This is a genomic window from Deinococcus rhizophilus (genome assembly GCF_030271215.1).
Lineage (GTDB): Bacteria > Deinococcota > Deinococci > Deinococcales > Deinococcaceae > Deinococcus > Deinococcus rhizophilus.
The window spans coordinates 1-26,779 of the sequence record NZ_JASNGB010000019.1 but is presented as its reverse complement, the minus strand read 5'-3'; the positions used below and the strand labels follow the sequence as shown (position 1 = coordinate 26,779).

The window sequence follows — 26,779 nt, the reverse complement described above, 5'->3', positions numbered from 1 at the left end:
CCTGACCCTGTCCCCCCGGAGCAATCCGGGGGGACGCGCTGTTGTGGGGTATTCCAGCGCACCAACTTTGACCCGGTACAATCGGTCCATGACCTCTTCCTTCGAGCAGGCCCAGAAAGACGTGCAGTCCCTCTCCAACAAGCCTGGCAACGACGTGTTGCTCAAGCTGTACGCCCTGTACAAGCAAGGCTCGGTCGGTGATGTGGCGGGCAATCGCCCCGGCGGATTTGACTTCGTGGGGGGGGCGAAATACGACGCCTGGGTGGCCCTCAAGGGCATGAACTCTGATGAGGCGCAGGCGGAGTATGTGGCGCTCGTGGAGACTCTCAAAGCTCGGGGCTGAGACGGTTGATGCCCAGTGGAATGGCAGCTGGAGTGTGGGCTGCCTTTCTTCTTGGTCTGGCCGCACCCACACGGTAAGCTGCAGGGGTGACCTCCGGTTCTTCTGCCCCTCAGCCGCCGGGAGGCGGGGTCTCCAGCGGGGGAGAGGCCCTCGCGGCCGCCAAGGCGCGGATGCGTGAGCTGGCAGCGACCTATGCGAGCGGGTTACCGGGGCTGGACACCCACAGTCTCCTGGCTGGATTGGACGCCACCCTGCGCTTTCTGCCGATGGGAGAGCGCGACGGGGCGTATGACCCCGAGCACCGGGTCGTACTGATCAACAGCCGGGTTCGCCCCGAGCGCCAGCGTTTCACCCTGGCCCACGAGATCAGCCACGCGCTGCTGCTGGGCGACGACGACCTGCTCAGCGACCTGCACGACGCTTACGAGGGCGAGCGGCTGGAACAGGCCATCGAGACGCTGTGCAACGTGGGGGCTGCCGCGCTGCTGATGCCCGAACCCCTGATCGACGAGGTGCTGGCCCGCCATGGTCCCAGCGGTCAGGCGCTGGCCGAACTGGCCCGCCGCGCCGACGTGAGTGCCAGCAGTGCCCTGTATGCCCTGGCCGAACGGACCACGGCGCCGGTCCTCTACGCCGTGTGTGCGGTGAGCCGACTGGACAGCGACGACGACGACACCCCGCCGGGCAAGGGCTTGACCGTACGGGCGAGCAGCGGCGCTCCCGGCGTGAAGTACAGCCTGCGCTCCGGCACGCCCATCCCCGACGACCACCCGGTCGCGGTGGCGCTGGCGACCCGGCTGCCGCTCGCGCAGGAGAGCTACGTGCCCTTCCGCTCGGGTCGGCGGATGCCCGCCTATGTGGACGCCTTTCCCGAGCGCCAGCGCGTGCTGGTAAGCTTCGCGCTGGCGCAACGGGGCGAGCGGGCCGCAGGGGAGGCGGGTGAGTAGTCTCTGGCCGCAGCGAGCGCACCGCCTGACCTTCGGCCTCCCGGTGCCGGGCGGCGTGCGGGCTGCCGACGGCTGGGAGGTCAGGTGGCGAGGCTGCGCGGTCATGGGCATCCTCAACGTGACGCCCGACAGTTTCAGCGACGGGGGGCGGTACACGGGAACGGAAGCCGCCCTGGCCCAGGCCCGCGCGATGCGGGATGCTGGGGCGCTGATCCTCGACGTGGGGGGGGAGAGCACCCGGCCCGGCGCCGACCCGGTGTCCGCCGCCGTGGAAATCGACCGGATTCGGCCGGTGTTGCGGGCACTGGCGGGGGAGGGCGTGCTGCTGAGCGTGGACACCCTCAAGCCCGAGGTGGCGCGGGCGGCGCTGGAGGCTGGAGCCCACCTCGTCAACGACGTGTCGGGCCTGCGCGACCCGGCGATGGTGGCCGTGTGCGCGGAGGCCGGGGCCGCCGCCTGCGTCATGCATATGCAGGGCGAGCCGCGCACCATGCAGCAGGCGCCGCACTACGACGACGTGGTGGCCGAGGTTCACGGCTCCCTGCGGGCGCAGGCCGGGCGGGTGCGGGCAGCGGGGGTACCCTCCGTGCTGCTGGACCCCGGCCTGGGCTTCGGGAAGACCACCGAGCACAACCTCGCGCTGCTGCGGGCGCTGCCGGACCTGACGGGTGGGGAGTGGCCGGTGCTGGTGGGGGCCAGCCGCAAGGGGATGATCGGTCGGCTCGCGGACGTGCCTACGGCGTCGGAGCGCGACCCCGGCAGCCTCGCGCTGCACCTGCACGCGGCGCGGCACGGGGCGGCGATGGTGCGGGTGCACGCGGTGGCAGAGCATCTTCAGGCGCTGCGGGTCCAGGCGGCCCTGAGCACGCTGGAGCACTGAGCACGCCGGAGCGAGCAGGCCCGCTACAATCGCCCGCATGAGCCGCGTGGTGCTGGAGGGACTGGAGTTTCATGCCCGGCACGGCGTCTTCGAGACCGAGGCGGCGCTGGGGGCCCGCTTCGTGGTGGACGCCGAGTTGCACTGGGCTTTCGCGGGGATTCCCGACGACCTCGCGGTGGCCGTCAATTACGCCGCCGTCTACGCCTCTATCCGCGAGGAGGTGACGGGCGAGCGCCACCTGCTGATCGAGGTGCTGGCTGACCGCATCGCCCGGCGGCTGCTGCGCGAGCATGGGCGGCTGGAGGCGGTGACCGTGCGGGTCCACAAGCCCTTCGCGCCCCTCCCCGGCGTCTTCCGCGACGTGTACGCCGAACTCACCCTGCGGCCCGGCGAGTGACGGTGGCATATGTGGCGCTGGGGGCGAACCTCGGCGACCCGCGGGCGACCCTGCGCTGGGCCAGAGAGGCGCTCGCGCGGCTGGGCGCCGTGACTGGGGCGAGCGCCCTGTACCGCACCGCCCCGGTGGGTGGTCCGGCCGGGCAGCCCAGCTACCTCAATGGGGTGCTGCGGCTGGAAACGGGCCTGCCGCCGCCCGACCTCCTGGCGGCGCTGCACCGGCTGGAGGCGCAGGCGGGCCGCGAGCGCCGCGAACGCTGGGAGGCCCGCACCCTCGACCTCGACCTGCTGCTGTATGGGGAGGAGGTGCGGGACACGCCGGACCTTACCCTGCCGCATCCCCGCGCCTGGGACCGCGCCTTTGTGCTGGTCCCGCTGGCCGACCTCGCGCCGGGGCTGGCGCATCCGGTGACGGGGGAGCAGGTGGACGCGGCCCTGGCGCGGGTCGGTCGGGTGGGCGTCACGCGGGTGGGGAGCGACTGGTAGGCCAGCAGACGGCCCGGCCCCACCGGTCACGCTATGCTGCGTCCCGATATGAGCGAGCTGACCTCCTCCAAACGCCACGGGAACCTGGGCCGCACCCTGCTGTGGGTCGCCATCGCCCTGAGCGTGCTGCTGCTGGGCTTCGTGACCGCCCTGACCATCCGTGCCAATCCGTACTACAGCGACCGTGAGGCGAACGGGATCAGCAAGTACAAGTTCCTGGAAGCCTGCAAGGAGCAGCTGGCCGAAGATGAGCAGCTCGGCTCCCTGCAGGGCCTGCTGCAGCAGAGCGGGCAGCTTCAGGCCGGGCAGCGCCTGACCGCCGAGATCGCCCCCGAACCCGCCGACCTCGTGGACAGCGTGCAGGCCGTGCCGGACGGTGGCTGGAGCCTGACGGTCCCCGCCAATATCCAGGTCAACGGTGGGGGCGCTCCGCTGGGGCAGTTGCCCTTCCAGTGCGGCCACAGCAAGGCCCAGAACCGCACGACTGCCCAGCTTCAGCTTCCGGGCGGAGTGTAGGTTCTTCACCCAACACAAGGGCCCCGGCAACCGCTGGGGCTTTGTCTTTGGCGGGCGGCGCTACAGCACCGCTTCCAGCCCACTCAGGCATTCCTCGGCGATCGCCCGCGCCAGGGGATCGCGGGTCGAGCGGGCGTAGCTCACGCCGAGGTGCAGGTGTTCTTGCCCGGCCTCGTCGCCCAGCAGCACGAGGGTCTGGAAAAAGGCGAGGTGGGTGTGGGCCAGCAGCACGTCGCGGGTGCGCTCGGGCGGCAGGGTCCGCAGCAGCCTGAGCGCTTCCTCGTACCCCTGGGTGGCGCGTTCCTGATCGCCCTCGACCGCCCACTCGCGTCCCAGTTGCAGGTGACGGGCGGCAGTGAGGTAGGCGGGGCGCATGGGGAGAGTCTAGCGCCCGGTTGCGGTTACCCTGGGCCCATGACCGGTTGGCTGGGCGCGGCACTCCTGATTCTCGCGGGCTACGGCTGGGGCACCCGCGTCTCGGCGGCCACCTCGCCGCTGCCGCTGGGCTGGATGCTGGCCCTGACCCTGGGGGCGAGCGTGCTGGGGCTGGCGCTGACGGTGGACGCCTTTCTAGACCATCAGGACGGCCCCCTCGTGACGGGCGCGGTGGGAGCACTCGCCGCTGCGGCGCTGGCGGTGTTCACGGCGCGGGAATAAAGAGGGGGGCCGCTCCTCCCGGCCGGAGAAGCGGCCCCTGCCGTGGGAAATCAGTCCCGGCGCGGGGGGCGCGGTCCCCGGTCCCGGTCGCCGCCGGAGCGGGGAGCACGGGGCTCGCGGGGGGCGATCTTGCCCTCCAGCTCAGGGCGGATCAGGTCGATCTTGCCCCGGTCGTCCACGTTGGCGATCTTGACCCGCAGCTTGTCGCCCACGTTCAGCACGTCCTCGACGGCGCTGATGCGCTCTTCCGACATCTGCGAGATGTGCAGCATCCCGTCCTGACCGGGGAAGAGGTTGACAAAGGCGCCGAAGGGAGCCGTCTTGACCACCGTGCCGTCGTATTCCTCGCCCACGCGGGCGGTTTTGGTCAGGCCCTCGATGCGCACCTTGACGGCCTCGGCGGCGGCGCCGTCGGCGCTGAAGATGCGGACCGAGCCGTCCTCCTCGACGGTGATCTGGGCGCCCATCGCCTCCAGCTCGCGAATCTGCTTGCCGCCCGGCCCAATCACCTTGCCGATCAGCTCGGGGTTGATCTTGAGGGACACGATGCGCGGGGCAGTGGGCGACAGCTCGGGGCGCGGCGCGGGCAGCACCTCGGCCATCTTGCCCAGGATGTGCAGCCGGGCCTCGCGGGCCTGGGCGAGCGCCTCGCGCATGATCGCCGGGGTGATGCCGCCCACCTTGATGTCCATCTGCAGGGCCGTGACGCCCTCGGCGGTGCCGCAGACCTTGAAGTCCATGTCGCCCAGCGCGTCCTCCAGCCCCAGGATGTCGGTGAGGATGCGGTACCTGCCGTCCTCGATCACGAGGCCCATCGCCACGCCCGCGACCGGGGCCCTCAGCGGCACGCCCGCGTCCATCAGGGCGAGGCTTCCGGCGCACACGGTCGCCATGCTCGAAGACCCGTTGGACTCCAGCACCTCGCCCACCACCCGCAGGACGTAGGGGAACTCCTCGAAGGAGGGGAGCACCGCCCGGATGGCCCGCTTGGCGAGGTTCCCGTGTCCGACCTCGCGGCGCGACTGCCCGCCCATGCGCTTGACCTCGCCGGTCGAGTAGGGCGGGAAGTTGTAGTGCAGCAGGAACTTGTCGCCCTCCTCGGTGGTCAGGTCGTCGACCAGAATCTCGTCGCGCTCGGTGCCCAGGGTGGCGACCCCCAGCACCTGCGTCTCGCCGCGCGTGAAGATCGCGCTGCCATGGGCGCGTGGCAGTGGGCGGGCCTCGATCCAGATGGGCCGCACGGTGCGCGAGTTGCGGCCGTCGGCCCGCAGGTCCTCTTCCAGAATCAGGCGGCGCAGCTCCTGCTTTTCCACCTTGCTGAAGGCGGCCTTGAGGGCCACGATGCGTTCCTCGGCGCCCTCGACCTCGCCCTCGATCATGCGGTCCTGGATGATGCGGTCGCGCAGGGCCTTGAGGTTGGTGCCGCGTTCCTTCTTCTTGACTGTGAGCAGCGCGTCGCGCAGGCCCGCCCCCCGCGCCGCTTCCGCCAGTTCGGGCACGAGGTCAGGAGCGAGGTCACCTTCGGCCAGAATGTTGAACTTCGGCGCTCCGAGTTCGGCCCGCATCTGCTCGATCAGGGACAGGACGCCCTGCATCTCCGCGTGCGCGAATTCGATGGCGCCCACCATCGTCTCCTCGTCCACGACCTGCGCCCCGGCCTCCACCATCATCACGGCGTCGCGGGTGCCCGCCACCACCAGGTCGAGGGTCGAGCGCGTGAGCTGGTCGGTGGTGGGGTTCAGGACGTACTGCCCGTCCACGAGACCCACCCGCACGCAGGCGGTCGGCCCGCCCCAGGGGATGTCGCTGATGCTGAGGGCCGCCGACGCCCCGATGGGACCCAGCACGTCGGGCAGGTTCTGCTGGTCGGCCGAGAGCACGGTGATGATGACCTGCGTCTCGTGGCGGTAGCCCTTGGGAAAGAGGGGGCGAATCTGGCGGTCGGTGATGCGGGCGGACAGGATGGCCCGCTCGCCGGGACGCCCCTCGCGGCGGTGGAAGGAGCCAGGAATCTTGCCGACGGCGTAGTGCCGTTCCTCGAACTCGACGGTGAGGGGCAGGAAGTCCAGCGTGCTCTTTTCCTCGCGGGCCTGCGCGGTCACGAGGAGCATGGTGTCGCCGTAGCGCAGGGTGACGCTGCCGCTGACGAGCTTTGCCAGTCGGCCCGTCTCGATGCTCAGTTCGCGCCCGCCGAGCACCGTGGTGTAGGTCTTTCCGATCATGAGGGTGAGTCTATCCCGCACCGGGTGGAGCAAAGGGGAGCGGAGCGCCCGGCGGTGCAAACGACCTCTCTTTGTGCCCGTCGGGCCGCGCGTAGACTCGCCCCATGTCCGCCCCCGCCACCCGCGATGTCCTGCTCACCTGTCCCCTCGACTGCCCCGACGCCTGCCGCCTCCGCATCACGCTGGAGCGCGGCGAGGACGGCCGGGAGCGGGCCGTGAAGCTCACCGGGGACGCGGCGCATCCGTACACCAAGGGTTTCGCGTGCGTGAAGACCGTCCACTACCCGGCACGGCAGCACCACCCCGAGCGGCCCCTCTATCCGCTGCGCCGGGTGAATCCCAAGACCGACCCCGAGCCCCGCTTCGAGCGCGTGAGCTGGGACGAGGCACTGGACGACATCGCGGCCCGGCTGCGTGAGTTGCTGGATACGCGCGGCCCCTCCTCCATCCTGCGCTACCACTACGCGGGCACGATGGGCCTGATGGAGAACTCGCACGCCCACGCGCTGTGGCGGGCGCTGGGGACGCCCGAACTCGACGAGACGATCTGCGCGACGGCGGGCACGGCGGCGTGGGCGATGGGCTACGGCTCGCGCCTGACCGTGGACCCGCTGGACGTGCCGCACGCCCGCTTGATCGTGCTGTGGGGGATCAACAGCCTCAGCACCCACAGCCACCTGACGCCGCAGATGACCGCTGCTCGCAAGGCGGGCGCCCGCATCATCCACATCGACCCCTACCGCAACCGCACGGGCGCCTATGCCGACACCCACCTCAAGCTGAAGCCGGGGACGGACGCGGCGCTGGCCCTGGGCGTGATGCACGAACTGTTCGCCCACGGCTGGACGGACGAGGCGTATATCTCCGAGGCGACGACCGGAGTGGAAGACCTGCGCGGGGCCGCCCGCGAGTGGACGCCCGAGCGCACCGCCGAAGTGACCGGGCTGACGGTGGAGGAGGTCCGCGACCTCGCCCACGCCATCGGCACCACCCGGCCCACCTACCTCCGCGTCGGGTACGGGATGACCCGGCACGAGAACGGCGGCACGGCGCTGCGGGCGGTCACGCTGATCCCGGCGCTGACGGGCGACTGGCGGCACCGGGGGGGCGGGGTGTGCCTCAGCACCAGCGGGGCCTTCGCCCTCAACCGCACCCGGCTGGGGGGAGCGCACCTGACCCGCGAAGGCGTGCCCCACGTCAACATGAACGAGCTGGCGAGCGCCCTGGCCCCCGACGCGGGCTTCGGCGCGACCGTGATCTACAACTGCAATCCGGCGGTCGTCGCGCCCGATTCCGCGCGGGTGCGCTCTGGCCTGCAGCGGGACGACCTCCTCGTGGTGGTGCTGGAACAGGCGATGACCGAGACGGCGCGGCTGGCCGACTACGTGCTCCCCGCGACCACCTTCATGGAGCACGCCGACGTGTACACCAGCTACGGGCACCACTGGCTGGGCTACAACCCGGCCGAGCTGGAGGCGCCCGGCGAGGCCCGGCCCAACTCCTGGGTGTTCGGGCAACTCGCCCGACGCCTGGGTGTGGCCGAACCCAGCGTGTACTGGACGGTGGACGACCTGCTGGCGGAGGTGCTGGACACCGATCACCCCTTCCTCGCGGGCATCACCCCGGAACGGCTGAAGGCGGAGGGCACCGTCCGGCTCAACCTCCCCGACGGGTTCCTCCCCTACGCGCACGGCGCCGACACTCCCAGCGGCAAGGTCCAGCTCTCGCCCGCGCCGGGGTACCAGCCTGTGAGTGCGGCGCTGAACGCCGACTATCCGCTGCGCCTGATCACGCCGCCTGCCCACCACTTCCTGAATTCCACCTACGGCAACCTCGCCAACCTGAACCGTGCCGAGGGTGACGAGCCGCAGGTCCTCGTCCACCCTGAGGACGCCCAGAGCTACGGGCTGGACGACGGCGGCTATGCCCGCATCGTCAGCGAGGTGGGGCAGGTGCGGCGGCGCGTCAAGGTCACGGGGGCCGCGCAGCCCGGCGTGGCGGTCGTGGAGGGGACGTGGTGGGGGCTCTCAGCGCCCGACGGCGAGAGCATCAACGCGGTGACGGCCCAGACGCTGACCGACCTGGGCGGCGGCAGCACCTTCCACAACACGCGGGTGCGGTTGGAGCCGCTGCCTGCCTGACCGCCTACCCCTCCAGCATCCGTGCCCAGCCCTCCGGGTCCTCGCCCACGGTCAGCATCTTGCCCCCGCGCACCAGTGGCAGCCGCAGCAGCTCGGGGGTCTCGATGATGCGGGCGATGATGCCCTCCTCGGTGGTGCGGAGGTAGGCGAGGTTGCTGCGCTCGTACGCCTTGCCCTCCAGGTCCAGCAGCGCGTTCAGCCCGAACTTCTGCACGAAGCGGGTCAGCTCGCCCCTGGCGATGGGTTTGGCGTTCAGGTCCACGAAATGAATCTTGACGCGCCGCTCCTTGAAGAAGCGCTCGGCGGCGCGGGTGGCCGCGTTCTTCTTCGTGCCGAACATCTGGACTTGCGGGGCGGTCATGGGGAGAGGATAGCCCTCGGCCCTCAGCGGTCAGCAGAAAAGCCCCAGCGCTGGCTGGAGCCTTTGCTGTTCTCGGCCGATCCCTGATGGCCGAGGGCTGGCCGCCTCAGTTCGTGTAGATCCCCATCCCGTCCTCGTCCCGCCCGCTGACCGGCAGCCCCAGGTGGTCGTAGGCGTGCGCGGTGGCAACGCGGCCCCGGGGCGTGCGTTTGATAAAGCCGAGCTGGATCAGGTACGGCTCGTACACGTCTTCCAGCGTCAGGGCGTCCTCCGAGATGGCGGTGGCGAGGGTGTCCACGCCGACCGGGCCGCCCGCGAAGCGGTGGATCAGGGTCTCGAGGTACTTCTTGTCGCGGTCGTCGAGGCCCGCGGAGTCCAGCCCCTGCTTGTCCAGCGCGGTGTGGGCGCGTTCCAGCGCGATCACCGACTCACCCGCCACCTCCGCGTAGTCGCGCACCCGCCGCAGCAGCCGCTTGGCGATGCGCATGGTGCCGCGCGACCGGGCGCCGATCTCCAGCGCCGCGTCCTCCTCCAGCCCGAAGCCCAGCAGCCGGGCGTCGCGCAGCAGGTTGGTGGCGATTTCCTCGGCGGTGTAGTACTCCAGGTGCTCGATGATGCCGAAGCGCGAGCGCATGGGGGCGGTGATCAGGCCCGGCCGGGTCGTCGCGCCCACCAGCGTGAAGCGCGGGAGCGGCAGCTCGATGGTCCGCGCCGCCGGTCCCTGCCCCAGCACGATGTCGAGCTTGAAGTCCTCCATCGCGGGGTAGAGGTGTTCCTCGGCCACCCGCCCCAGCCGGTGAATCTCGTCGATGAACAGCACGTCGCCTTCTTCCAGGCTGTTGGTCAGGATGGCGGCGAGGTCGCCCGGCTTCTCGATGGCGGGGCCGGAGGTCACCCGGATATTGACCCCGAGTTCGGCCGCGATGATGTGCGCCAGGGTGGTCTTGCCCAGTCCAGGCGGGCCGAACAGCAGGGTGTGGTCCAGTGCCTCGCGGCGGCCCCTGGCAGCCTGGAGGTACACCGAGAGCTTCTCCTTGAGGCGCTCCTGCCCCACGTACTCGGTCAGCGTCTTGGGCCGCAGGGCGGCGTCGAGCGGTTCGGTCATGCGGACCATATTACGCTATTTACGAAATCGGGCGGGGTGGGTTGACTCGGTTTCATGACCCGCCGTACAGCCGGATCAGGCCGGGCAGGTCGGCGGCCAGGGTGCCGTCGATCACCTCGCCGTTGGCATAGACACGCACGAAGCGGCCCGCCGGGTCCACCACGCTGACCTGATCGCCGTGGATCCGGGCGGCCTCGGCGGCACCCGCTCCGGCGGCCTGGGCATTGGCGGCCCCATCCCCAGTCACACGGTCCCCAGTCCGGTCCCCGGCCGCTGGCGCCTCGTCGCCGCCTCCCAGGTGGGCGCTGTGGTCCTCACTGTGGTCCTCGGCCTGGGCAGGCTGGGGCGGCGGCTTGACGTTGGCCACGAACATCACGCGGGCGGCCTCGTCGATGGTGCCTGCCTCACCCGTCAGGCCGGAAAAGGCCGGGTTAAAGCGGCCCAGGTAGTCGCGCACCACCTCGGGGCGGTCGTGCTCCGGGTCCACCGTGATGAACTGCACCTGCACCCGCTCGCGCTGCTGGGCAGGCAGGTCGGCATACACCCGCGTCAGGCTCGCCAGCGTCGCCGGGCACACGTCCGGGCAGCGCACGAAGCCGTAAAAGACCAGCCGCATCCGGCCGTCCGCCGAGGCGTTCAGGGGCGTGGCCTGGCCCCGCTCGTTCACCAGCCGCAGGGCGGGCAGGGCCACCGGGGTGTCCAGCGCGGTGCCTCCCGCCGGAGCCGGGGAGACGTCCCGGTACAGCAGCAGTCCCCCCAGGACCGCCGCGACCGCCACCAGCACCGCCGTGAGCCACTTCATCGGGCCCAGGCTAGCGGGGGGCGGGGGGCGGGGTGTCCCAGTGGGGCAGCCAACAGGGCGGGGCAACCAGCAAGAGCGGCGGGGACGCCCATCACGTCCCCGCCGCCCTGCTGGCTGAAGGTCAGCTCACCACATGTAGAAGAGCGCCAGGATCAGCAGCCACACCACGTCCACCAGGTGCCAGTACAGGCTGGCGGCCGTCAGGGAGCCGTGGTTGTACTTGTCCATCTTGCCGGTCAGCGCCTGGTAGTAGGGCAGCGCGATGCCGGTGCCGCCGATCAGGATGTGCAGCCCGTGCAGGCCCACGATGATGAAGAAGCACGCCTGCCACAGGTTCTGCTTCCAGTCGCTCTCCACGCCGAACAGCGCGAACTCGTACACCTGGAAGATCATGAAGACCGCGCCCAGGATCAGGGTGATCAGCAGGCCCAGCCGGAACCAGGTGAAGCGGCCCTTGTGGTGGTCCTGTTCGGCCTTGTGAATCACGAAGGACGAACTGACCAGAATCAGGGTGTTCACGGCGGCCAGCCAGATGTTGGGCCGCAGCGGGGGCGGCTCGGCGGCGCCGATCAAGCGCAGGTACACGAACCCGGCGATCAGGACCCCGAAGAGGCTGATTTCCGAGATGATGAACCACGCCATGCCCATGAAGCCGTTGTCGTACTTGGTCAGGTGGTGGTGCTCGACCGGTACGGCGTACTCACGGGTGCCTGCCCACTTGAACAGCGAGTACAGGAAGAAGGGAATCGACAGGTACAGGATCACCGTGGCGATCTGGAAATTCAGGCTCGCGTCGGCAAAGGCCTCCAGCCCGCCCGCCGGGGTGTAATTGGTAAACCAGCCGTAGCTCAGGCCGTACCCCATCAACAGCAGTGCCAGCGCCGTCATGAAGGGCCAGATCGAATCCTGCGGCAGGTGGATGCTCTTGGGGTCCACGGGCGTCAGGGTCTGCCCGCTCTTTTCCCAGTCATAGAGCGGCCGCTCGGTGGGGAAGGTGGTGGGGAACTCGTGCGCGAAGTTGTACGCGGCAGGGGGAGAAGCCGCCGTCCACTCCAGCGTGAAGCCGCCCCAGGGGTTGTTGGAGGCCGTGATGGGCTTGCGCAGGCTCTGGAGGAAATTCCAGACCATCACGAGGCCGCCCGCCAGAAGCACCAGCGCCCCGATGGTCGAGATGAAGTTCAGCTCGGTCCAGGCGAAGTTTCCCGCCGGGTAGGTGTAGTAGCGCCGGGGCATCCCCAGCAGGCCCAGGATGTACTGCGGCAGGAAGGTCAGCCACGAGCCCACCATGAACAGCCAGAAGTGCCACATGCCCAGCCGCTCGTTCAGGAAGCGGCCGGTCATCTTGGGCCACCAGTAGTACAGGCCGCCCATCGCCAGGAACGCCGTGCCGAACATCATCACGTTGTGAAAGTGCGCGACGATGTAGTACGAGTTGGTCACCTGATAGTCAAACGGCACCATGCCCAGGCTCACGCCCGTGATCCCGCCGATCAGGAAGTTGAAGATGAAGCCCACCAGCCAGTAGGTCGGCGTCTTCATGATGATGCGGCCGCCCCACAGGGTGCCGATCAGGTTGAAGATCTTGACGCCCGTGGGCACCGCCACGACCAGGGTGGCGATGGCAAAGGCGATCTGCCAACCTTCGGGCAGACCGATGGCGAAGATGTGGTGCGCCCAGACCAGCAGCGAGACCAGCACGATCCCCAGCAGCGAGTACACCATCACCCGGTAGCCGAACAGCGGCTTGCGGGCCATGGTCGAGGCGATCTCGGCGGCGATGCCCAGGTAGGGCAGCAGCATCACGTACACCGCCGGGTGCGAGTAGAACCAGAAAAACTGGGTCATCAGGATGGGCGTGCCGCCGATGCCGGGGTTGAACATCGACAGGCCCAGCTTGAGTTCGAGGTAGGTCACCAGCGCCGCTGCCGTCAGTCCGCCCAGGCTGATCAGCTGCAGCAGGCTGGTCGCGAAGATGCTCCAGCAGAAGATCGGCATCTTCCACAGGCTCATGCCGGGCGCCCGCATGTTCACGATGGTCGCGGCGAAGTTCGCGCTGCCCAGCAGTGACCCGATCCCGTTGAGAATCACGGCCACCATGAACACGCTCACGCCCGTCTGGTTGCCGTCTACCGACAGCGGGTAGTAAAAGGTCCAGCCCACGCCCGGCAGCCCGCCCTGAAACAGCCCCGTCAGGATCAGGATCAGGCTGGCGATAAACAGCCACACCGCGAAGGTGTTCACGCGCGGCAGCGCCACGTCGCGCACCCCGAGTTGCAGCGGCAGGAAGAAGTTCCCGAAGCCGAACAGCCCGATCGGAATCAGGAAGAAAAACAGCATGATCGCGGCGTGCCCGGTGAGGACCTCGTTGTAGGTGTTCCCCACCAGCAGGCCCTGATCCGGCAGCGCGAGCTGCAGCCGCAGCGCGACCGCCATCAGCCCCGCGACCCCGAAGGCGATGATGGACACGAGAATGTACAGCAGCCCGATCTTCTTGTGATCGGTGGTCATCATGTAGTCCTTGATGACCTCCCAGGCTCCCCGCCGGGCGGAGGTGACCTGGGGCTGCGGCGCGTGCTGAACCGTCACTGGGTGCCTCCTTGGGGGCCTTCGGTGCTGCCGATCACGGGCGTGTCACGCCAGTAGTCGGCCTCTTCGGGCAGGCGCAGGCTGCGCAGGTACGCGGCGATGTCCGAGAGCTCCTGCTCGGTCAGGACGCCGCCCTTTTGCACCTGGCCGTTGACCTGATAGGTCGCGCCGTTGTAGGGGGGCATCAGGCTGCCGGGCTTGACGCCGGGGCTGTTGGCCAGCCAGGGAATCAGCATCTCCTCGGCCTGCTCGCCTTCCCACATTCCGGCGCCCAGCGTGCGGCGGGTGCCGAAAAAGCTCAGGTCGGGGCCAGCCGCGCCGTTGGCGGGCGTGCCCTGCACCCGGTGGCAGGCCGCGCAGGACAGCGCCCCGGTCGAGGGCTTGCCCTGGAGAAAGAGGGTGTACCCGCGCTCCTCGGCGCTGCCGGGTTCGGGCGTGGGGGCGCGGTAGGCCGCCGCCGCCTGAAGAAACGCGTTGTAGCGCTCGGGCTCCAGCGCGATCACCTTGAAGCGCATGTTGGCGTGACTGGCCCCGCACAGCATCGAGCAGTTGCCCTGGTACGCGCCGGGGCGGTCGGTATCGATCTGCCAGGTCTTCTCGGTGCCGGGGGTCGCGTTGCGCTGTCCACCCAGGTTGGGTGCCCAGAAGGCGTGCATCACGTCGCCGGAGGTGATCGTGACCGCCACCGGGTTGCGGGTGGGCATCACCATCTCGTTGCCGTTGGTGACCACGCCGCCCGCCGCCGCCGTGGCGGTGGGGTAGCTGAAGTTCCACCAGAACTGCCGCGAGAGCGCCGTGACAGACGTGGCGTTTTCCGGCGTGGGGTTCAGCCGCGCCATGGAGCGCACCGTGAGCACGCTCAGCACGATCACGATCAGGACCGGGACGGCCACCAGCACCACTTCCAGGCGGTTGTTGCCGTGGAACTGCGCGGGTTCGGCGGAGTTGTTCTCCTCACGGAAACGCCGCACCGTGGCGAACAGGGCGTAGGACACGCCGATGAAGATGATGATCGAGAAGGCGATGGCCCACACGCTCATCCAGAAGATCTCGCGGTTGAAGGCCGACGACATGTCGCCGAGGGTGACGAGCTGGCTGGACTCCTGACAGCCTGTCAGCAGCGCCGCTCCCGCCGCAAGGAGGGCTCCCCTCGCGAAGAGCGCCCGGCCTCCCCCTGGGCCGCGTGCGCGGCCACTCTGGTTGGTGTTCAATGTCACTCCTTTCCTCTTTCCTCGCGCCCCAGTGTAGTCGCTTCCACCGGAACCTTGCACCTTCCAAAACCGCCCGCCCCGCGCGGTTCGCGGCAGGATCGACCGAGCGGTCAGGGATGCCCCCCATGAGAGCAGGCTACGGGGTAGGCAAGTGTCCTTTGATGGTACGCCCAAAGGCTCCGGCCGTGCGCCCTCCCCCCGGAAGCCGCACGGCCGCTTGCTAGAGCATTGGGCAGAATGGAGGCACCTGGGGCGCCCTCCCCCGGGACGCCGCACGGCCGCTTGCGAGAGCAATGGGCAGAATGGAGGCACCGGGGGCGCCCGTCCCCGGGGGCCGGCATTCTGCCCAATGCGCGTCTTCCATTCGCGCGCTCTGCTGCGCAGCTGTGCAAGTCCGCTCGGCCAACGAATGCGGAAACCCACCGCATTCTTATGACACATGCTCTAGGCGAGATCAGCTCAGGCCAGCAGCACCCGGTCCAGTGCCCCCGCCAGAAACAGCAGGGCGAGGTAGAGCATCGAATACAGGTACAGCGGCAGCGTGACCGGGCGCTCGATCTTGCCCCCGGCCATCACGTGCCCGCGCAGCCGCCACGACAGCACCAGCAGCCACGCGCCCAGCCCCAGCGCCGCCACGAAGTACAGCCCGCCGACGGCCTGGAAAAAGACGGGCATCACCGAGAGCACCACTGTATAGATCGCGTACAGCCAGATCTGCGCCACGGTCAGGCGGTCGCCGTGCACGACCGGGAGCATGGGAATGCCGACCTCGCGGTATTCCTCCTTGATCATCAGTGCCAGCGCCCAGAAGTGCACCGGCGTCCAGAAGAACACGATGGCGAAGAGAAACCACGCGAAGAGCGGCAGCTCACCCGTCACGGCGGCCCAGCCCACCAGCGGCGGGAAGCACCCGGCCGCGCCGCCCAGCACGATGTTGTGCCAGGTCGTGCGCTTGAGCCACAGGGTGTAGACGACCACGTAGGTGAAAAAGCCCGCCACGCTCATCCAGGCAGCCAGCGGGGTGGCCCACACCCACAGCGCCAGAAAGGACAGCACCTGTAAGGCCGTGCCGAAGATCGCCGCTCCCCGGGTGCCGATGAGTCCGCTGGAGGTGGGCCGCGCGGACGTGCGCTTCATCCGCAGGTCGATGTCGCGGTCGATGATCATGTTGAACACGCCCGCCGACCCCGCCGAGGCGTACCCGGCGAGGCTGACCACGACCAGCAGCCCCAGCCCCGGCCAGCCTTCGGCCGCCATCACCATCGCGGTGAGGGTGGTCCACAGCAGCAGGCTGATGACCTTGGGCTTGGTCAGGGCGAGGTAGTCGCGCCAGGTGGGGCGGGGAGCAGCCGTGGCCGCCGGGGCAGGCGAGGCCGCGAGGTGGGTGTCGGTCATGCCGTCACCTCGGGGGTGCCCGCGCGGGCGGGGGTCGGCACCCGGCGCAGGGCGGTCAGCGCTTCATAGCCCAGCAGGACCGTCACGAGCCACATGACGCACGCCAGCAACAGGTGCGTGAGCTGCATCCAGTCGGGGGCCTTCAGGGCCACGTTCAGGAAGCCCACCGCCATCTGCGCGGCGATCACGCCCACCAGCGCCGTCCCCCAGCGGCTCACCCCCGGCGAGGGCCGCCAGCGCCGCAGGGCGCCCGCCATCCACACCAGGTAGACGCTCGTGAGCACGGCGAGCAGGGGGTGGACCACCCGCAGGTTCTCGATCAGGCCAGCGGTGCCCCCGAAGTCCCGGCGCACCGTGTCCAGCGGCGTGCCCGGCGCCGGCGTGAACAGCAGATCGCCCAGCGCCGTCACCGCGCCCGCCATGCCCAGCACCAGCGTCAGGCCCAGGCCCACGGCCAACGCGCCCAGCGCCCGGCCCTGGCCGCGCAGCCGCAGCGCCGGACGCCCCGAGGCCCACAGCGCCGTGAGCAGCAGGGCGCCCAGCAGCAAGAAGGTGTTGGCGAGGTGAATGCCCTGCACCAGCCCCCGCGCGGGGTCGGTGGAATCGGCGGTCAGGCCCAGCCGCACCTGCACGCCGCCCACCAGCCCCTCCAGCAGAATCAGCGCGAAGCTCAGCACCGCGCCCAGCCGGACGGGGTGGCCCCTTGGCGCGGCGCGGAAGGCCAACGCGATCAGCGCCAGGGCAACCAGTCCGCTCGCGGCGCTGGTCAGGCGGTGGCTGAACTCGATCAGGGTGTGGACCGTGGGGCTCTGCGGCACCACCACCCCGTTGCACAGTGGCCAGTGGTCGCCGCACCCGGCGCCCGCCCCCGTGATGCGGACCACCGCCCCCCACAAGATCACCAGCACGTTGTAGGCCAGGGCCGCCCACGCCAGCCGGGGCAGCCACGTGCCCGCCCCCGTGCGGGGAACCGTCAGCGTTCCGCTCATCTTCCTCCTCACCGTCCCTTCCGCGCGACCCTCCCGGCTCTGCACCGGGGGCGCGGTCAACCCGGCCATTCTACCGGCCCCGCCTGCCTGAGAATTGTCCCCCCGCGCCTGCCCCGGGGGTGCGCTGCCGCGAGACGCACCGGGGGAGGGGACCCCCCCCTGAGCCCCCGGACACCCGCCCCGGCCCCCTGGGCCTAGACTGCCGGGCGTGGCACCGATCATCAACCAGTGGGCCGTCATCACCATCGTCCTGAGCGGCACCGCGCTCGTGTTCGGCGTCCTGTTTATCCGCCGGGGCAACCGCGAGGCGCACATGCGGGCCATGCTCACCGCCAGCGGCCTCGCCGCCGTCTTTCTGGTGCTGTACCTCACCCGGCTCGCGCTGGGCTACGAGAAGGCCTACGCCGGGCCGCAGGGGTGGCGCACCGCCTACTTCGCCCTCCTGATCAGCCACATCATCCTGGCCGCCGCCAACCTGCCCCTCGCGCTGGGCGCCCTGTGGCACGCCAGCAGGGGGCTCCGGGCCGCCGGGAACCTCGGCAACATCGGTGCGCCCGCCGCCCGGCCCCATTTCAACCGCCACCGCGCCTGGGTGCGCTGGACAGTCCCGGTGTGGCTGTACGTGGCGGTGACCGGCTGGATCATCTACCTCGTGCTGGGGCGCTACGGCGAGGTGGTGACGGGGTAGACCGGGGGGCCGTCGGCGGCAGGCGGACGCCGCCCGGGGGCTGAGGGCGAACCGGCCCAAAGCTGATAGCTTTCCCCCCATGAAACGCAGCGTCCCCGACCTCCTGCAGGCTGCCGACCCGCTGGTCATGGTGACGGCCTACGACTATCCGGGGGCCCGGCACGCCGAGGCCGCCGGGGTGGACCTGATTCTGGTGGGGGACAGCCTGGGGAACGTGGTGCTGGGCTACGACTCGACCGCCCCCGTCACCCTGGCCGACATGATTCACCACGGGCGGGCGGTGCGGCGGGGCGCTCCCGGGACGTTCGTGGTGGTCGACCTGCCGTTCGGCACCTACCAGACCGGGGCGGCGGACGCGATGCGCTCGGCGGTGCAGGTCATCCAGCAGACCGGGGCCGACGCCGTGAAGCTGGAGGGGGCGACCCCCGAGATTCTGGAGGCGGTGACGGTGCTGACCCGCAACGGGATTCCCGTGATGGGCCACGTCGGGCTGATGCCCCAGACCGCGACCGCCCAGGGCGGCCTGAAGGTGCAGGGCCGCGACGAGGAGGGAGCGCGGCGCACGCTGGACGGAGCACTGGCCCTGCAGGAGGCCGGGGCCTTCAGCGTGGTGCTGGAGGCGATTCCGGCCCGGCTGGCGCGGCTGATCACCGAGCGGCTCGTGGTCCCGACCATCGGCATCGGGGCAGGCGTCCACTGCCGGGGGCAGGTGCTGGTGTACCACGACCTGCTGGGGCTGTACGAGGGCGACGAGAAGAAGCTCGCCAAGCGCTACGCCGAACTGGGCCGCACCTCCCGCGAGGCGCTCTCGGCCTACGCCCGCGAGGTCCGCGCCCGCGAGTTTCCCGGCAAGGAGCACAGCTTCGTGATGAAGGACGAGGTGCTGGGCAAGCTGTACTAGAGTATTGGCCATAAGAATGCGGTGGGGTTCCGCCTTCGTTGGCCGAGCAGAGCGAGTGAAAGCGAGTGAATGGGACAGGAGCATGGGGCAGCATGGAGGGACCTGGGATGCTGTCCCCCGGGGGCCGTCATGCTGCCCCATGCTCCAGCAGCCGGGGGCCGGGGCCTTCCACCCGGCGGGGGGGCCACCCGGCGGGGGGGGCTCACATCTGCGCTGACGCGGCCATGACGGACGTGTTATGACAGGGGGAACAATGCTTCCTCGTCCCGTGGGACCGGCCGACCTGCCCGAGCGAATCGGGCGGGTCTACTTCCGGTTGCTGGTGCCACTGGTGGGCGCGGCGGTGCTGTGGATCGTCTCGTCGCTGACCGGGAGCGTGCATCCGCTGGTGGCGCTGTTCTCGGGGACCCTGGCCCTGTTCGCGCTGCTGCATCTGCTGCGCCCCGGCTGGGGCGAGTGGCTGCGGCTGGGGTTCGCGTTCAGCGTGCTGGCCTTTGTGGGGGTGCTGGCCCTGGAGCCGCAGCGCCTGCAGGTGCGGGCCGAGTACCAGGAGCAGATCGTGCACCTGCTGCTGCTGCTGATCCCGCTCAACGTGCTGGTCTGGCACCTGCTGTTCAGCGACCGGCCCCGGCGGGCCCAGGGGCTGGCGCTGGCGCTGACGGGTGTGGGCACGCTGGCGGCCACCCGCTGGGAGGACGTGGGCGCCACCCAGCTCACGACCTCGGCGCTGCTGCTGGCCGTCAGCCTGGTCACGCACTTTTTCGCGGGCGCGGTCGTGGACCTGCAGCGCCGCGTCCGCGAGGAGGAGCGCCGCGCCCGGCAGGACCCGCTGACCGGCCTGGGCAACCGCCTGGCCTTTGCGGAACTGTGTGCCCAGCTTCCGGCCCCCGGCGTGCTCGCCGTGCTGGACATCGACCATTTCAAGGCCGTCAACGACCGCTGGGGGCACGAGGCCGGGGACCGGGTGCTGCGGGGGGTGGCGGCGGTGCTGCGGGACGTGCTGGGCAGCGGGGTGCCGCTCTTTCGCTGGGGCGGCGAGGAATTCGTGGTCTGTCTGCCGGGCCGCTCAGTCCACGAGGCGGCGCGGCTGCTCGAAGGCGTGCGGGCCGGCATCGCCGGGCACACCTTCGGGGAAGGCCAGCGGATCACCCTCAGCGTGGGGCTGTGCGCCTACGGCCCGGAGCGTGACCTGGCCACCGCCTTCTCGCTCGCCGACGCCGCCCTGCGGCAGGCCAAGGACAGCGGGCGCGACCGGCTGGTGGCGGCTCCGGCGGCGTGAGAGCGGTCAGCCGCCAGCGACAGAACGGCGAGACGGGAACAACGGCAAGGCGAGCAAAAGAGCCTCAGCACGTGCTGAGGCTCTCCTGTGGCCCGGTGCCAGAGGCTGGCGGATCATACGGATTCCGTCCACTTCCTTGACTTCCGGGACATCACCGGAGGCAAAGNCGAGCAAAAGAGCCTCAGCACGTGCTGAGGCTCTCCTGTGGCCCGGTGCCAGAGGCTGGCGGATCATACGGATTCCGTCCACTTCCTTGACTTCCGGGACATCACCGGAGGCAAAGCCATCTCCCGGAACCCGCCCTTTCTCCTTCTCGCCTCCGCTCGGACCCCCATCACTTCGTAGGCGACTCCATCGGGGTCCGTATCAGTTCCAGCGCCCGCCGCGCTCCCGGCGCACTTCGGGTTCGGGGGCAGCGTAGGTCTCCTCGGCCCGCGAGAGCTTCTTGCGGCCGTACAGCCCCTCCAGCACGAACTCGGCCGCCGAGACCCGCACGGCGTCGTCACTGCTGCCCGCCACCTGGGCGGCGAGATCGGTCAGGCCGGGCACGTCCCCGGTGGCCCCCAGGGCGCCCGCCGCGTCCCCGCCCTGCGGAAAGCGGAACACGTTGCCGTCCTCGAACCACTTTTCCAGCTCGCGGGTGTCGGCGCTGCCGTAATGCCGGGCGAAGACTGCCCCCGCCGCCTTGCGAATCACGTCGCGGGCGACCTGATCGGCACCCTTGAGTTCGCCCTCGTACTCCAGCTCCAGCTTGCCGGTGATCGCGGGAAGGCCCGCGTACACGTCGCTGACGCGCACGACGGCCGCGTCGCCCGACACCAGCGCCCGGCGCTCGGCGTTGGCCGCCGCGAGTTCCATCAGGCTGATGGGCAGCCGCTGCGACACGCCGCTCATCTTGTCCACCCGGCCGTCCTCGCGGGCCTGAAAGGCGATCTCCTCGATCAGTTCCGAGATGAAGCCGGGCACGGTGACGCCCTCGGCCCGCACCGCCTCCTGCGCGGTGATGTCCATCCCCAGCCGCACGTCGCTGGGGTAGTGGGTACGGATTTCCGAGCCGATACGGTCCTTGAGCGGCGTGACGATCTTGCCGCGTGCGGTGTAGTCCTCGGGGTTGGCCGAGAAGACCAGCATCACGTCGAGTTCCAGCCGGATGGGGTAGCCCTTGATCTGCACGTCGCCTTCCTGAAGGATGTTGAACAGCGCGACCTGCACCTTGGGCGCGAGGTCGGCCAGCTCGTTGACCGCGAAGATGCCCCGGTTGGCGCGGGGCAGCAGCCCGAAGTGCATCGAGCGGGTGTCCCCGAGGCTGGTGCCCAGGCGGGCCGCCTTGATGGGGTCCACGTCCCCGATCAGGTCGGCGACCGTCACGTCGGGGGTGGCGAGTTTTTCCACGTAGCGGCCTTCGCGCGGCAGCCAGCGGACGGGCAGGTCGTGGCCGTGCGCTTCGAGCAGGTGCCGGCCCTCCGCGCCGATGGGGTTGAGGGGATCGTCGGGCATGTCCACGCCGTCGATCACGGGGACCACGTCGTCGAGCAGGCCGGTGATCGCCCGCAGGATGCGGCTCTTGGCCTGCCCGCGCAGCCCCAGCAGGATGAAGTTCTGCCGCGCCAGCAGCGCGTTCACGAGTTGCGGGATGACGGTGTCGTCGTAGCCCACCACGCCGGGGAAGAGTTCCTCGCCGCTGCTGAGCTTGCGGCCCAGATTGTCCCGGACCTCGTCCTGCACGGTCCTGATCCGGCCGTCAAAGGGCGAGCGGCCCTGGTACCCGGGGGTGTGAAGGAGTTCGCCGAGCGTTCTGACCCTGGTCTGTTCCGGTGCGGCAGTCATGATGCGCGGAAATTAGCACGCGCTCCAGCGCGGGAATGTGCGGCTGGCGGCGGTGCCGGGAGGGGCAGAGGCCGCGCTCAGGACGAACTGTTCCCCGCCGCCGCGCTCGCCTGATCGTCCTCCAGCGCCTTGTAGGCGCATGCGGCGGCCAGGGCGGCGAGTTCCAGCGGCGTGCCTCCCAGGTCCAGCTCCACGTCCTTGCCCTCCACCGCGCCGCCGATGCGCCCGCTCAGGCGCTCGCTGTGGCGGCGCAGGCTCACGTCCTTGCCCATCATCCGCCCGGAAAAGCGGCCCTCGACGCGGTCCCCGCGCACGCTCAGCGCCACGTCGTCCCCGTCCACCCGCCCACCCAGGCGCACCCCCACCCGCTGCGGGGTCACCTCGCCGTCCACGCCGAAGCCCGCGAAGGTCCCGCCCACCCGCCCGTCCACGTCGCCCGCGTGCAGGGTCAGGTCGAGGTCCTTGCCCTGGATTCTTCCGCCGATGCGCCCGCGCAGCCGCGTGCCGTCCCAGGTCGCGTGCAGGTCGTAGCCGAAGGTCCGCCCACCGACGCGTCCGCTGACCTGTCCACTGATCCGTCCATTGGGGTCGCTCATGCCCCTGGGTACGGGAAAGCCGGGGCGAGGGTTGCGCGGCAGACCGGGGGGGCCGGGGCGGGTGGGGCAGACTGGCGGCATGTTCCGCCCTGCTGGCCCCGCCGACGCCTCCACCATCGCCTTTCACCGTTACCCCGAGGGCATCGACGCTGCCGAGCGCCCCGTCTACGCTGCCTGGGTCGCGGACGCGCTGGAACGCGGCGTGTACCTGGGCTTTCTGGCGGTTGGGGCGGCGGGCGAGGTGGTCGCCGGTGCGGGGCTGACCCTGCTGGAGTGGGGGCCGACGCGGGGCGACCCACAGCCCTGGCGGGGCCGGATCGTGAATGTCTGGACCGAGCCGGGGTTCCGGCGCCGGGGCCTCGCCCGCGAGGGGGTGACCCGCTGTCTGGAGGCCGCCCGGGAACGCGGCGTGACCCGCCTCAGCCTGGGCACCACCGACGCGGGCCGGGCGCTGTACAGGGAACTGGGCTTCCGGACCAGCGGGACGGAGATGGTGCGGCGGGCATGAATCCTGCCCCACCGTCTTCCCAGAGAAGGTGGGGCAGAGGCCGGGTACGGTGGAGGGTATGAAAAAGCATCTGCTCGCGGCCCTGACCCTGGTGCCCCTGCTCGCGCTGCCCACCGCCTCTGCCGCCGACGTGTCCTGCTCGGGCACGCTCCGCAACCGCACGGTCGACGGCGACGTGAAGGTGCGCCGGGGCGCGTCCTGCACCCTGATCAACGTGCGGGTCGACGGCAATGTGGAGGTGGAGCGCGGCGGCAGCGTGAACATCCGCAGCAGCACCATCGACGGCAATGTCGAGGGCGAGGACGGCTTTCGCCAGATCACCGTGACGGGCAGCCGGGTGGACGGCAATGTCGAGGCCGAACGCGGCGGCGGCGTGAGTGTCGAGAACACCCGCGTGGACGGCAACCTCAAGCTGGAGCGCAACAGCGGCGCCCTGCGCGTCAGCCGCGTGACCGTGGACGGCAACCTGGAATGCGAGAACAACGCCCGCACGCCCACCGGCGGCAGCAACCGCGTGAACGGCGACCGCGAGGGCCAGTGCCGCAGGCTGTGAGGCATTGATCCGGACTCCGATGGAATCGCCTACGAAGTGATTCAGGTCCGAGCGGAGGCGGGAAGGAGAAAGGGCGGGTTCCGGGAGATGGATGGACTTCCGGTGGTGTCCCGGAAGTCAAGGAAGTGGACGGAATCCGTATGAGGGGTCCTGGGGCGGCTCTCCGTGTGTGGGCCGCCCCCTTCTCCCTTCTGGGCCAGGGGCGCGGCCCCGCGCTATGCTCGCCCGCATGTACAGGGCCGTCATCGGGCTGGAAGTCCACCTGCAACTGAAGACGCGCTCCAAGCTGTTCAGCGCGTGTCCCGCCGACTACCACGGGGCAGAGCCCAACACCTTCACGGACCCCCTGACGCTGGGGCTGCCCGGCACCCTGCCCACCCTCAACCGGGAGGCGGTGGACCTCGCGCTGATGTTCGGCCTCGCGCTGAACTGCGACGTCTCGGGCTTCACCCAGTTTCACCGCAAGAACTACTTCTACCCCGACGCGCCGAAAAACTTCCAGCTTTCCCAGTACGACCGCCCGGTCGCGCGGGACGGGTATCTGGACGTGTCTGGTGAGCGGGTCAGAATCAAACGCGCCCATCTGGAGGACGACGCGGGCAAGCTCCTCCACCCCGACTACGCGCCCTACAGCCTGCTGGACCTCAACCGCGCCGGGTCGCCCCTGATCGAGATGGTGACCGAGGCCGACCTCACGGGTCCCGAGCAGGCCCGCGCCTTTCTGGAAAGTGTGCAGGCCATCGCGCAGGCCCTCGGCGTCAGTGACGCCACCCCGGAAGAGGGCAAGATGCGCTGCGACGTGAACCTCAGCCTGCACCGGCCCGGCGAGCCCTGGGGCACCAAGGTGGAGGTCAAGAACCTCAACTCCTTCCGCAGCGTCGAGCGGGCCATCGCTTACGAAACGGCCCGGCAGACGCGGGTGCTGGACGCGGGCGGCAAGGTCACCCAGGACACCCTGGGCTGGGACGAGGGCGGCGGCCGGACCTTCGTGATGCGGACCAAGGAGGGCGAGGCCGACTACCGCTACTTTCCCGAGCCCGACCTCCCGCCGCTGGACATCACCCCGGAGTGGATCGCGCGGGTGCGGGCGCGGATGCCCGAGCTGCCCGCCGCCAAGCGCGAGCGTTACCTCGCGGCGGGCGTGCGGGGGGCCGACGCGCAGACGCTGAGCCATGACGTGACCCTCTCGCGCTTCTACGACGCGGCGCTCGCGGCGGGGGCCGACCCGCAGCGGCTCGCCCACTGGCTGCTGGGCGACGTGGCCGGGCTGCTCGCGGCGCGGGAGACGCCCCTGGAAGCGTCCGCCCTGCAGCCCGCGCACCTCGCCGCCCTGGTCCGCCTGATCGACGACGGCACCATCAGCGGCCGGGTCGCCAAGGACCTGCTGCCCGACGTGCTCGGCGGCCACGATCCCGAACGGCTGGTGCAGGAGCGCGGCCTGGGCGTGGTGACCGACACCGGGGCCATCGACGCCGCCATCGACGCGGCCATCGCCGCCGACCCCGCCACCGCCGAGAAGGTCCGCGCCGGAAACGCTAAAGCGATGAACGCCCTCTTCGGCCCCGTCATGCGGGCCACCGGCGGTCAGGCCCAGCCCGAGGTCGTCCGCGAGCGGCTGCGGGCGAAGCTGGGGCTGTGAGGGGCGGCAAGCCGAGCCCACCTGGGACGGTGTGCGGCTGGCGGCTGAATGCCCAAGGCTCTCTGTGGTTCGCTGGCGCACTGTCGCCCGCTGGGGCCCGGTGACCCGCTGGCGCACCCCCGCCCTCGCCCTGCTGTGGGTGCAGGTCGGGGGGCTGGTCGGCCTCGCCGCGTACCTGCTGTGGCGGGAGGGCTTCGCGGGCGTGGGCTGGCTGAACGGCGGGGAAGCGCTGCTCGCGGCGCTGGTGCTGGGGCTGTGGACAGCGGTGCTTGGGCGCTTCACAGCGGGGCGGGGCACGCCGCCGGAGGACGGCACGCTGCGGGGGCTGCGGGCACTGTTTCCCTGGCTCACGTCCCTGCGGCTGGCGCTGTGGTTCCTGACGCTGGTGTCGGTGCTGGGGGGCGCGGCGCCGCAGGCCAACGCGGTCGCGCTGACGGCCCTGCTGACCGTGTGGCCCGCCGCCGTCCTCGCGGGCAACGCGGTGTATGGCACCCTGGCCCGCCTCGCGCCCGACCCCGCTGACCTGCTGCGGCGCGCCCGTCTGGCCGACTGGCTCAACGTGGCGGCGGCCCTCAGCCTGGCGATGGCGGTCTTCAACGTGGTGCCGGTCGCTGGGTTCAGCAGCCTGCCGGAGGGGGTCGACCTGTGGGTCTACGGCCTCAGCGGAGTGCTGGACGTGGCCGCGACCCTGCTGGCGCGGCAGGCGGTGCTCACGGCGCCCCTGCCGCAGAGTCAGGACCCCTGACCCGCTGCTTCGCCGCGCCCCTCTGCCCCGGGGAGAGGGGGGGGTCGCAGACGGCTTCCCGCCTCCTGTCCGCTGCTCCGAAACGCGGAGCCCAAGCCCCGTGAGGCGCAGGCCCCGGAGCGGGACAGCGGCGGGGGGCCGGGTGCGGGGCAAGGCAGGCCCGGCCCGGGACGGTATGCTGCGAGGCACGCATGAGCCAACCCCCCCCTTCCCCGTCCCGCCCGCTGGTGTCGCTGGGCGACCTCGCCTGGGACGTGCTGGCCAAGCCTGACACGGTGCTGCTGCCGGGCGGCGACACCACCGGGCGCCTGGAACTCTCCGGCGGCGGTTCGGCCGCGAATCTGGCGGTGTGGGCACGCCGGGCCGGGTGCCCCGTCACCTTCGTGGGCAAGGTGGGCCGCGACCGCTTCGGGGACCTGGCGACCTATGAACTGCGCTCGGAAGGCGTCCGGGCCGAGGTGAGCCTGTCCGACGAGCAGCCTACCGGGGTGATTCTCGCCCTGATCGACGGGCGCGGGCAGCGGGCCATGCTGACCGGGCGGGCCGCCGACTGGGAACTGCGCCCGGAGGAACTGCCCGGCGACACCCTGCGGGGAGCGCGGCACCTGCACCTCACCGCCTGGAGCCTCTTTCGTGATCCGCCCCGCGCGGCGGCCCTGACCGCTGCTGCCCTTGCCCGCGAGGGAGGAGCCACCCTCAGCCTCGACCCTGGGAGTTTTCAGATGATTCAGCAACTTGGCCGCGAGACGTTCCTCGGCATTGTCGACGCGGTGCCCTTTGACGTGATGTTTCCCAACGACGACGAGGCCCGCGCCATGAGCGGCGAGACCGATCCCGGGCTGGCCCTGGACTGGCTGCGGGGCCGCTACCCCCGCGCCCTGGTGGTCCTGAAGATGGACGACGAGGGCGCCCTGCTGGAGGGGCCGGGGCAGCCCCGCGTGCATGTCCCGGCCACGGCCGACCGCCCGGTGGACGCGACCGGGGCCGGGGACGCCTTCGGGGGCGC

Annotated in this window: 27 protein-coding genes; 16 read left to right on the top strand and 11 right to left on the bottom strand. The window is 70.5% G+C overall.

Features of this window, described 5'->3' with window-relative positions:
* Nucleotides 1-88 precede the first annotated feature (88 nt).
* The 6 genes from QOL99_RS04220 to QOL99_RS04195 all read left to right on the top strand — a co-directional run bounded on the left by QOL99_RS04220 (nt 89) and on the right by QOL99_RS04195 (nt 3,568).
* Nucleotides 89-343 carry an acyl-CoA-binding protein gene (locus tag QOL99_RS04220; RefSeq protein WP_285521689.1) on the top strand — a complete coding sequence of 85 codons (255 nt, stop codon included), beginning with the start codon at nt 89-91 and terminating at the stop codon, nt 341-343.
* A 170-nt stretch (nt 344-513) separates the two neighbouring features.
* Nucleotides 514-1,290 (top strand): ImmA/IrrE family metallo-endopeptidase, encoded by a 777-nt coding sequence (locus tag QOL99_RS04215; protein WP_285521691.1) that lies wholly within the window; start codon nt 514-516, stop codon nt 1,288-1,290.
* Nucleotides 1,283-2,170, top strand: coding sequence for a dihydropteroate synthase (gene folP / locus QOL99_RS04210; RefSeq protein WP_285521686.1), 888 nt, complete (start codon nt 1,283-1,285; stop codon nt 2,168-2,170). The genes QOL99_RS04215 and folP overlap by 8 nt, the downstream gene beginning before the upstream one ends.
* A gap of 37 nt (nt 2,171-2,207) precedes the next feature.
* Complete coding sequence (folB, locus tag QOL99_RS04205; protein WP_285521682.1) at nt 2,208-2,567, top strand: dihydroneopterin aldolase; 360 nt, start codon at nt 2,208-2,210, stop codon at nt 2,565-2,567.
* Nucleotides 2,564-3,052: a 2-amino-4-hydroxy-6-hydroxymethyldihydropteridine diphosphokinase gene (gene folK / locus QOL99_RS04200; protein ID WP_285521681.1), complete on the top strand. Its 489-nt coding sequence runs from the start codon at nt 2,564-2,566 to the stop codon at nt 3,050-3,052. Before folB ends, folK begins: the two co-directional genes overlap by 4 nt.
* A 48-nt stretch (nt 3,053-3,100) precedes the next feature.
* Nucleotides 3,101-3,568 (top strand): hypothetical protein, encoded by a 468-nt coding sequence (locus QOL99_RS04195; RefSeq protein WP_285521679.1) that lies wholly within the window; start codon nt 3,101-3,103, stop codon nt 3,566-3,568.
* A 60-nt stretch (nt 3,569-3,628) separates the two neighbouring features.
* Here QOL99_RS04195 and QOL99_RS04190 read toward each other — a convergent pair whose 3' ends face one another.
* Nucleotides 3,629-3,943 carry a hypothetical protein gene (locus QOL99_RS04190; protein ID WP_285521677.1) on the bottom strand — a complete coding sequence of 105 codons (315 nt, stop codon included), beginning with the start codon at nt 3,941-3,943 and terminating at the stop codon, nt 3,629-3,631.
* Nucleotides 3,944-3,982: 39 nt separating this feature from the next.
* Between QOL99_RS04190 and QOL99_RS04185 the strand changes: the two genes are divergently transcribed.
* Entirely contained in the window at nt 3,983-4,225 is a 243-nt protein-coding gene (locus QOL99_RS04185; protein ID WP_285521674.1) for a hypothetical protein, read from the top strand.
* Nucleotides 4,226-4,275: 50 nt separating this feature from the next.
* Here QOL99_RS04185 and pnp read toward each other — a convergent pair whose 3' ends face one another.
* Nucleotides 4,276-6,447, bottom strand: a complete 2,172-nt coding sequence (gene pnp / locus QOL99_RS04180) for a polyribonucleotide nucleotidyltransferase (protein ID WP_285521671.1) — start codon at nt 6,445-6,447, stop codon at nt 4,276-4,278.
* A gap of 104 nt (nt 6,448-6,551) precedes the next feature.
* Here pnp and QOL99_RS04175 point away from each other — a divergent pair, with 104 nt between their 5' ends.
* Nucleotides 6,552-8,588 carry a molybdopterin oxidoreductase family protein gene (locus QOL99_RS04175; RefSeq protein ID WP_285521670.1) on the top strand — a complete coding sequence of 679 codons (2,037 nt, stop codon included), beginning with the start codon at nt 6,552-6,554 and terminating at the stop codon, nt 8,586-8,588.
* Nucleotides 8,589-8,592: 4 nt separating this feature from the next.
* Here QOL99_RS04175 and QOL99_RS04170 read toward each other — a convergent pair whose 3' ends face one another.
* The 7 genes from QOL99_RS04170 to QOL99_RS04140 form a co-directional block, all read right to left on the bottom strand.
* On the bottom strand, nt 8,593-8,949 hold the full coding sequence (locus tag QOL99_RS04170; RefSeq protein WP_285521668.1) for an ArsC/Spx/MgsR family protein: 357 nt from the start codon (nt 8,947-8,949) through the stop codon (nt 8,593-8,595).
* 106 nt (nt 8,950-9,055) lie between these two features.
* Nucleotides 9,056-10,054, bottom strand: a complete 999-nt coding sequence (ruvB, locus tag QOL99_RS04165) for a Holliday junction branch migration DNA helicase RuvB (protein WP_285521666.1) — start codon at nt 10,052-10,054, stop codon at nt 9,056-9,058.
* Nucleotides 10,055-10,106: 52 nt separating this feature from the next.
* Nucleotides 10,107-10,856 carry an SCO family protein gene (locus tag QOL99_RS04160; protein WP_285521664.1) on the bottom strand — a complete coding sequence of 250 codons (750 nt, stop codon included), beginning with the start codon at nt 10,854-10,856 and terminating at the stop codon, nt 10,107-10,109.
* 126 nt (nt 10,857-10,982) lie between these two features.
* Complete coding sequence (locus QOL99_RS04155) at nt 10,983-13,442, bottom strand: cbb3-type cytochrome c oxidase subunit I (protein WP_285521662.1); 2,460 nt, start codon at nt 13,440-13,442, stop codon at nt 10,983-10,985.
* A complete protein-coding gene (coxB, locus tag QOL99_RS04150; RefSeq protein WP_285521659.1) occupies nt 13,439-14,653 on the bottom strand; it encodes a cytochrome c oxidase subunit II in 1,215 nt (404 codons plus the stop codon). Before coxB ends, QOL99_RS04155 begins: the two co-directional genes overlap by 4 nt.
* A 459-nt stretch (nt 14,654-15,112) precedes the next feature.
* Nucleotides 15,113-16,048: a heme o synthase gene (locus QOL99_RS04145; RefSeq protein ID WP_285521658.1), complete on the bottom strand. Its 936-nt coding sequence runs from the start codon at nt 16,046-16,048 to the stop codon at nt 15,113-15,115.
* The gene (locus tag QOL99_RS04140; protein ID WP_285521656.1) at nt 16,045-17,037 is read right to left on the bottom strand and encodes a COX15/CtaA family protein; all 993 of its coding nucleotides are present in this window, start codon (nt 17,035-17,037) and stop codon (nt 16,045-16,047) included. Before QOL99_RS04140 ends, QOL99_RS04145 begins: the two co-directional genes overlap by 4 nt.
* Nucleotides 17,038-17,245: 208 nt before the next feature.
* Here QOL99_RS04140 and QOL99_RS04135 point away from each other — a divergent pair, with 208 nt between their 5' ends.
* The 3 genes from QOL99_RS04135 (at nt 17,246) to QOL99_RS04125 (ending at nt 19,905) form a co-directional block, all read left to right on the top strand.
* Entirely contained in the window at nt 17,246-17,725 is a 480-nt protein-coding gene (locus tag QOL99_RS04135; RefSeq protein WP_285521654.1) for a DUF420 domain-containing protein, read from the top strand.
* 79 nt (nt 17,726-17,804) lie between these two features.
* The gene (gene panB / locus QOL99_RS04130; RefSeq protein ID WP_285521651.1) at nt 17,805-18,626 is read left to right on the top strand and encodes a 3-methyl-2-oxobutanoate hydroxymethyltransferase; all 822 of its coding nucleotides are present in this window, start codon (nt 17,805-17,807) and stop codon (nt 18,624-18,626) included.
* A 253-nt stretch (nt 18,627-18,879) separates the two neighbouring features.
* Complete coding sequence (locus tag QOL99_RS04125; RefSeq protein WP_285521649.1) at nt 18,880-19,905, top strand: GGDEF domain-containing protein; 1,026 nt, start codon at nt 18,880-18,882, stop codon at nt 19,903-19,905.
* Nucleotides 19,906-20,271: 366 nt separating this feature from the next.
* Here the strand turns inward: QOL99_RS04125 and QOL99_RS04120 are convergent, their stop codons facing one another.
* Entirely contained in the window at nt 20,272-21,732 is a 1,461-nt protein-coding gene (locus QOL99_RS04120) for an ATP-binding protein (protein ID WP_285521646.1), read from the bottom strand.
* Nucleotides 21,733-21,809: 77 nt separating this feature from the next.
* A complete protein-coding gene (locus QOL99_RS04115) occupies nt 21,810-22,328 on the bottom strand; it encodes a hypothetical protein (RefSeq protein ID WP_285521644.1) in 519 nt (172 codons plus the stop codon).
* A 79-nt stretch (nt 22,329-22,407) separates the two neighbouring features.
* Between QOL99_RS04115 and QOL99_RS04110 the strand changes: the two genes are divergently transcribed.
* From QOL99_RS04110 to QOL99_RS04090, 5 genes are all read left to right on the top strand, one after another.
* Nucleotides 22,408-22,836: a GNAT family N-acetyltransferase gene (locus tag QOL99_RS04110; protein ID WP_285521641.1), complete on the top strand. Its 429-nt coding sequence runs from the start codon at nt 22,408-22,410 to the stop codon at nt 22,834-22,836.
* A gap of 58 nt (nt 22,837-22,894) precedes the next feature.
* On the top strand, nt 22,895-23,389 hold the full coding sequence (locus QOL99_RS04105) for a bactofilin family protein (RefSeq protein WP_285521639.1): 495 nt from the start codon (nt 22,895-22,897) through the stop codon (nt 23,387-23,389).
* Between the two features lie 229 nt (nt 23,390-23,618).
* Complete coding sequence (gatB, locus tag QOL99_RS04100; protein WP_285521637.1) at nt 23,619-25,028, top strand: Asp-tRNA(Asn)/Glu-tRNA(Gln) amidotransferase subunit GatB; 1,410 nt, start codon at nt 23,619-23,621, stop codon at nt 25,026-25,028.
* A gap of 100 nt (nt 25,029-25,128) precedes the next feature.
* The gene (locus tag QOL99_RS04095) at nt 25,129-25,773 is read left to right on the top strand and encodes a hypothetical protein (RefSeq protein ID WP_285521634.1); all 645 of its coding nucleotides are present in this window, start codon (nt 25,129-25,131) and stop codon (nt 25,771-25,773) included.
* 191 nt (nt 25,774-25,964) lie between these two features.
* Nucleotides 25,965-26,779 (top strand): carbohydrate kinase family protein (locus QOL99_RS04090; protein WP_285521632.1); only part of this gene is annotated, 815 nt, incomplete at its 3' end.

Bases quoted from the DNA above. Each gene is read 5' to 3' on its own strand.
- QOL99_RS04115 (WP_285521644.1), bottom strand. From the start codon at position 22,328: ATGAGCGACCCCAATGGACGGATCAGTGGACAGGTCAGCGGACGCGTC.
- QOL99_RS04140 (WP_285521656.1), bottom strand. From the start codon at position 17,037: ATGAGCGGAACGCTGACGGTTCCCCGCACGGGGGCGGGCACGTGGCTG.
- QOL99_RS04120 (WP_285521646.1), bottom strand. From the start codon at position 21,732: ATGACTGCCGCACCGGAACAGACCAGGGTCAGAACGCTCGGCGAACTC.
- QOL99_RS04160 (WP_285521664.1), bottom strand. From the start codon at position 10,856: ATGAAGTGGCTCACGGCGGTGCTGGTGGCGGTCGCGGCGGTCCTGGGG.
- QOL99_RS04145 (WP_285521658.1), bottom strand. From the start codon at position 16,048: ATGACCGACACCCACCTCGCGGCCTCGCCTGCCCCGGCGGCCACGGCT.
- QOL99_RS04190 (WP_285521677.1), bottom strand. From the start codon at position 3,943: ATGCGCCCCGCCTACCTCACTGCCGCCCGTCACCTGCAACTGGGACGC.
- QOL99_RS04215 (WP_285521691.1), top strand. From the start codon at position 514: ATGCGTGAGCTGGCAGCGACCTATGCGAGCGGGTTACCGGGGCTGGAC.
- QOL99_RS04195 (WP_285521679.1), top strand. From the start codon at position 3,101: ATGAGCGAGCTGACCTCCTCCAAACGCCACGGGAACCTGGGCCGCACC.
- QOL99_RS04175 (WP_285521670.1), top strand. From the start codon at position 6,552: ATGTCCGCCCCCGCCACCCGCGATGTCCTGCTCACCTGTCCCCTCGAC.
- QOL99_RS04185 (WP_285521674.1), top strand. From the start codon at position 3,983: ATGACCGGTTGGCTGGGCGCGGCACTCCTGATTCTCGCGGGCTACGGC.
- gatB (WP_285521637.1), top strand. From the start codon at position 23,619: ATGTACAGGGCCGTCATCGGGCTGGAAGTCCACCTGCAACTGAAGACG.
- pnp (WP_285521671.1), bottom strand. From the start codon at position 6,447: ATGATCGGAAAGACCTACACCACGGTGCTCGGCGGGCGCGAACTGAGC.
- QOL99_RS04170 (WP_285521668.1), bottom strand. From the start codon at position 8,949: ATGACCGCCCCGCAAGTCCAGATGTTCGGCACGAAGAAGAACGCGGCC.
- QOL99_RS04110 (WP_285521641.1), top strand. From the start codon at position 22,408: ATGTTCCGCCCTGCTGGCCCCGCCGACGCCTCCACCATCGCCTTTCAC.
- QOL99_RS04105 (WP_285521639.1), top strand. From the start codon at position 22,895: ATGAAAAAGCATCTGCTCGCGGCCCTGACCCTGGTGCCCCTGCTCGCG.
- folB (WP_285521682.1), top strand. From the start codon at position 2,208: ATGAGCCGCGTGGTGCTGGAGGGACTGGAGTTTCATGCCCGGCACGGC.
- QOL99_RS04220 (WP_285521689.1), top strand. From the start codon at position 89: ATGACCTCTTCCTTCGAGCAGGCCCAGAAAGACGTGCAGTCCCTCTCC.
- panB (WP_285521651.1), top strand. From the start codon at position 17,805: ATGAAACGCAGCGTCCCCGACCTCCTGCAGGCTGCCGACCCGCTGGTC.
- ruvB (WP_285521666.1), bottom strand. From the start codon at position 10,054: ATGACCGAACCGCTCGACGCCGCCCTGCGGCCCAAGACGCTGACCGAG.
- QOL99_RS04125 (WP_285521649.1), top strand. From the start codon at position 18,880: ATGCTTCCTCGTCCCGTGGGACCGGCCGACCTGCCCGAGCGAATCGGG.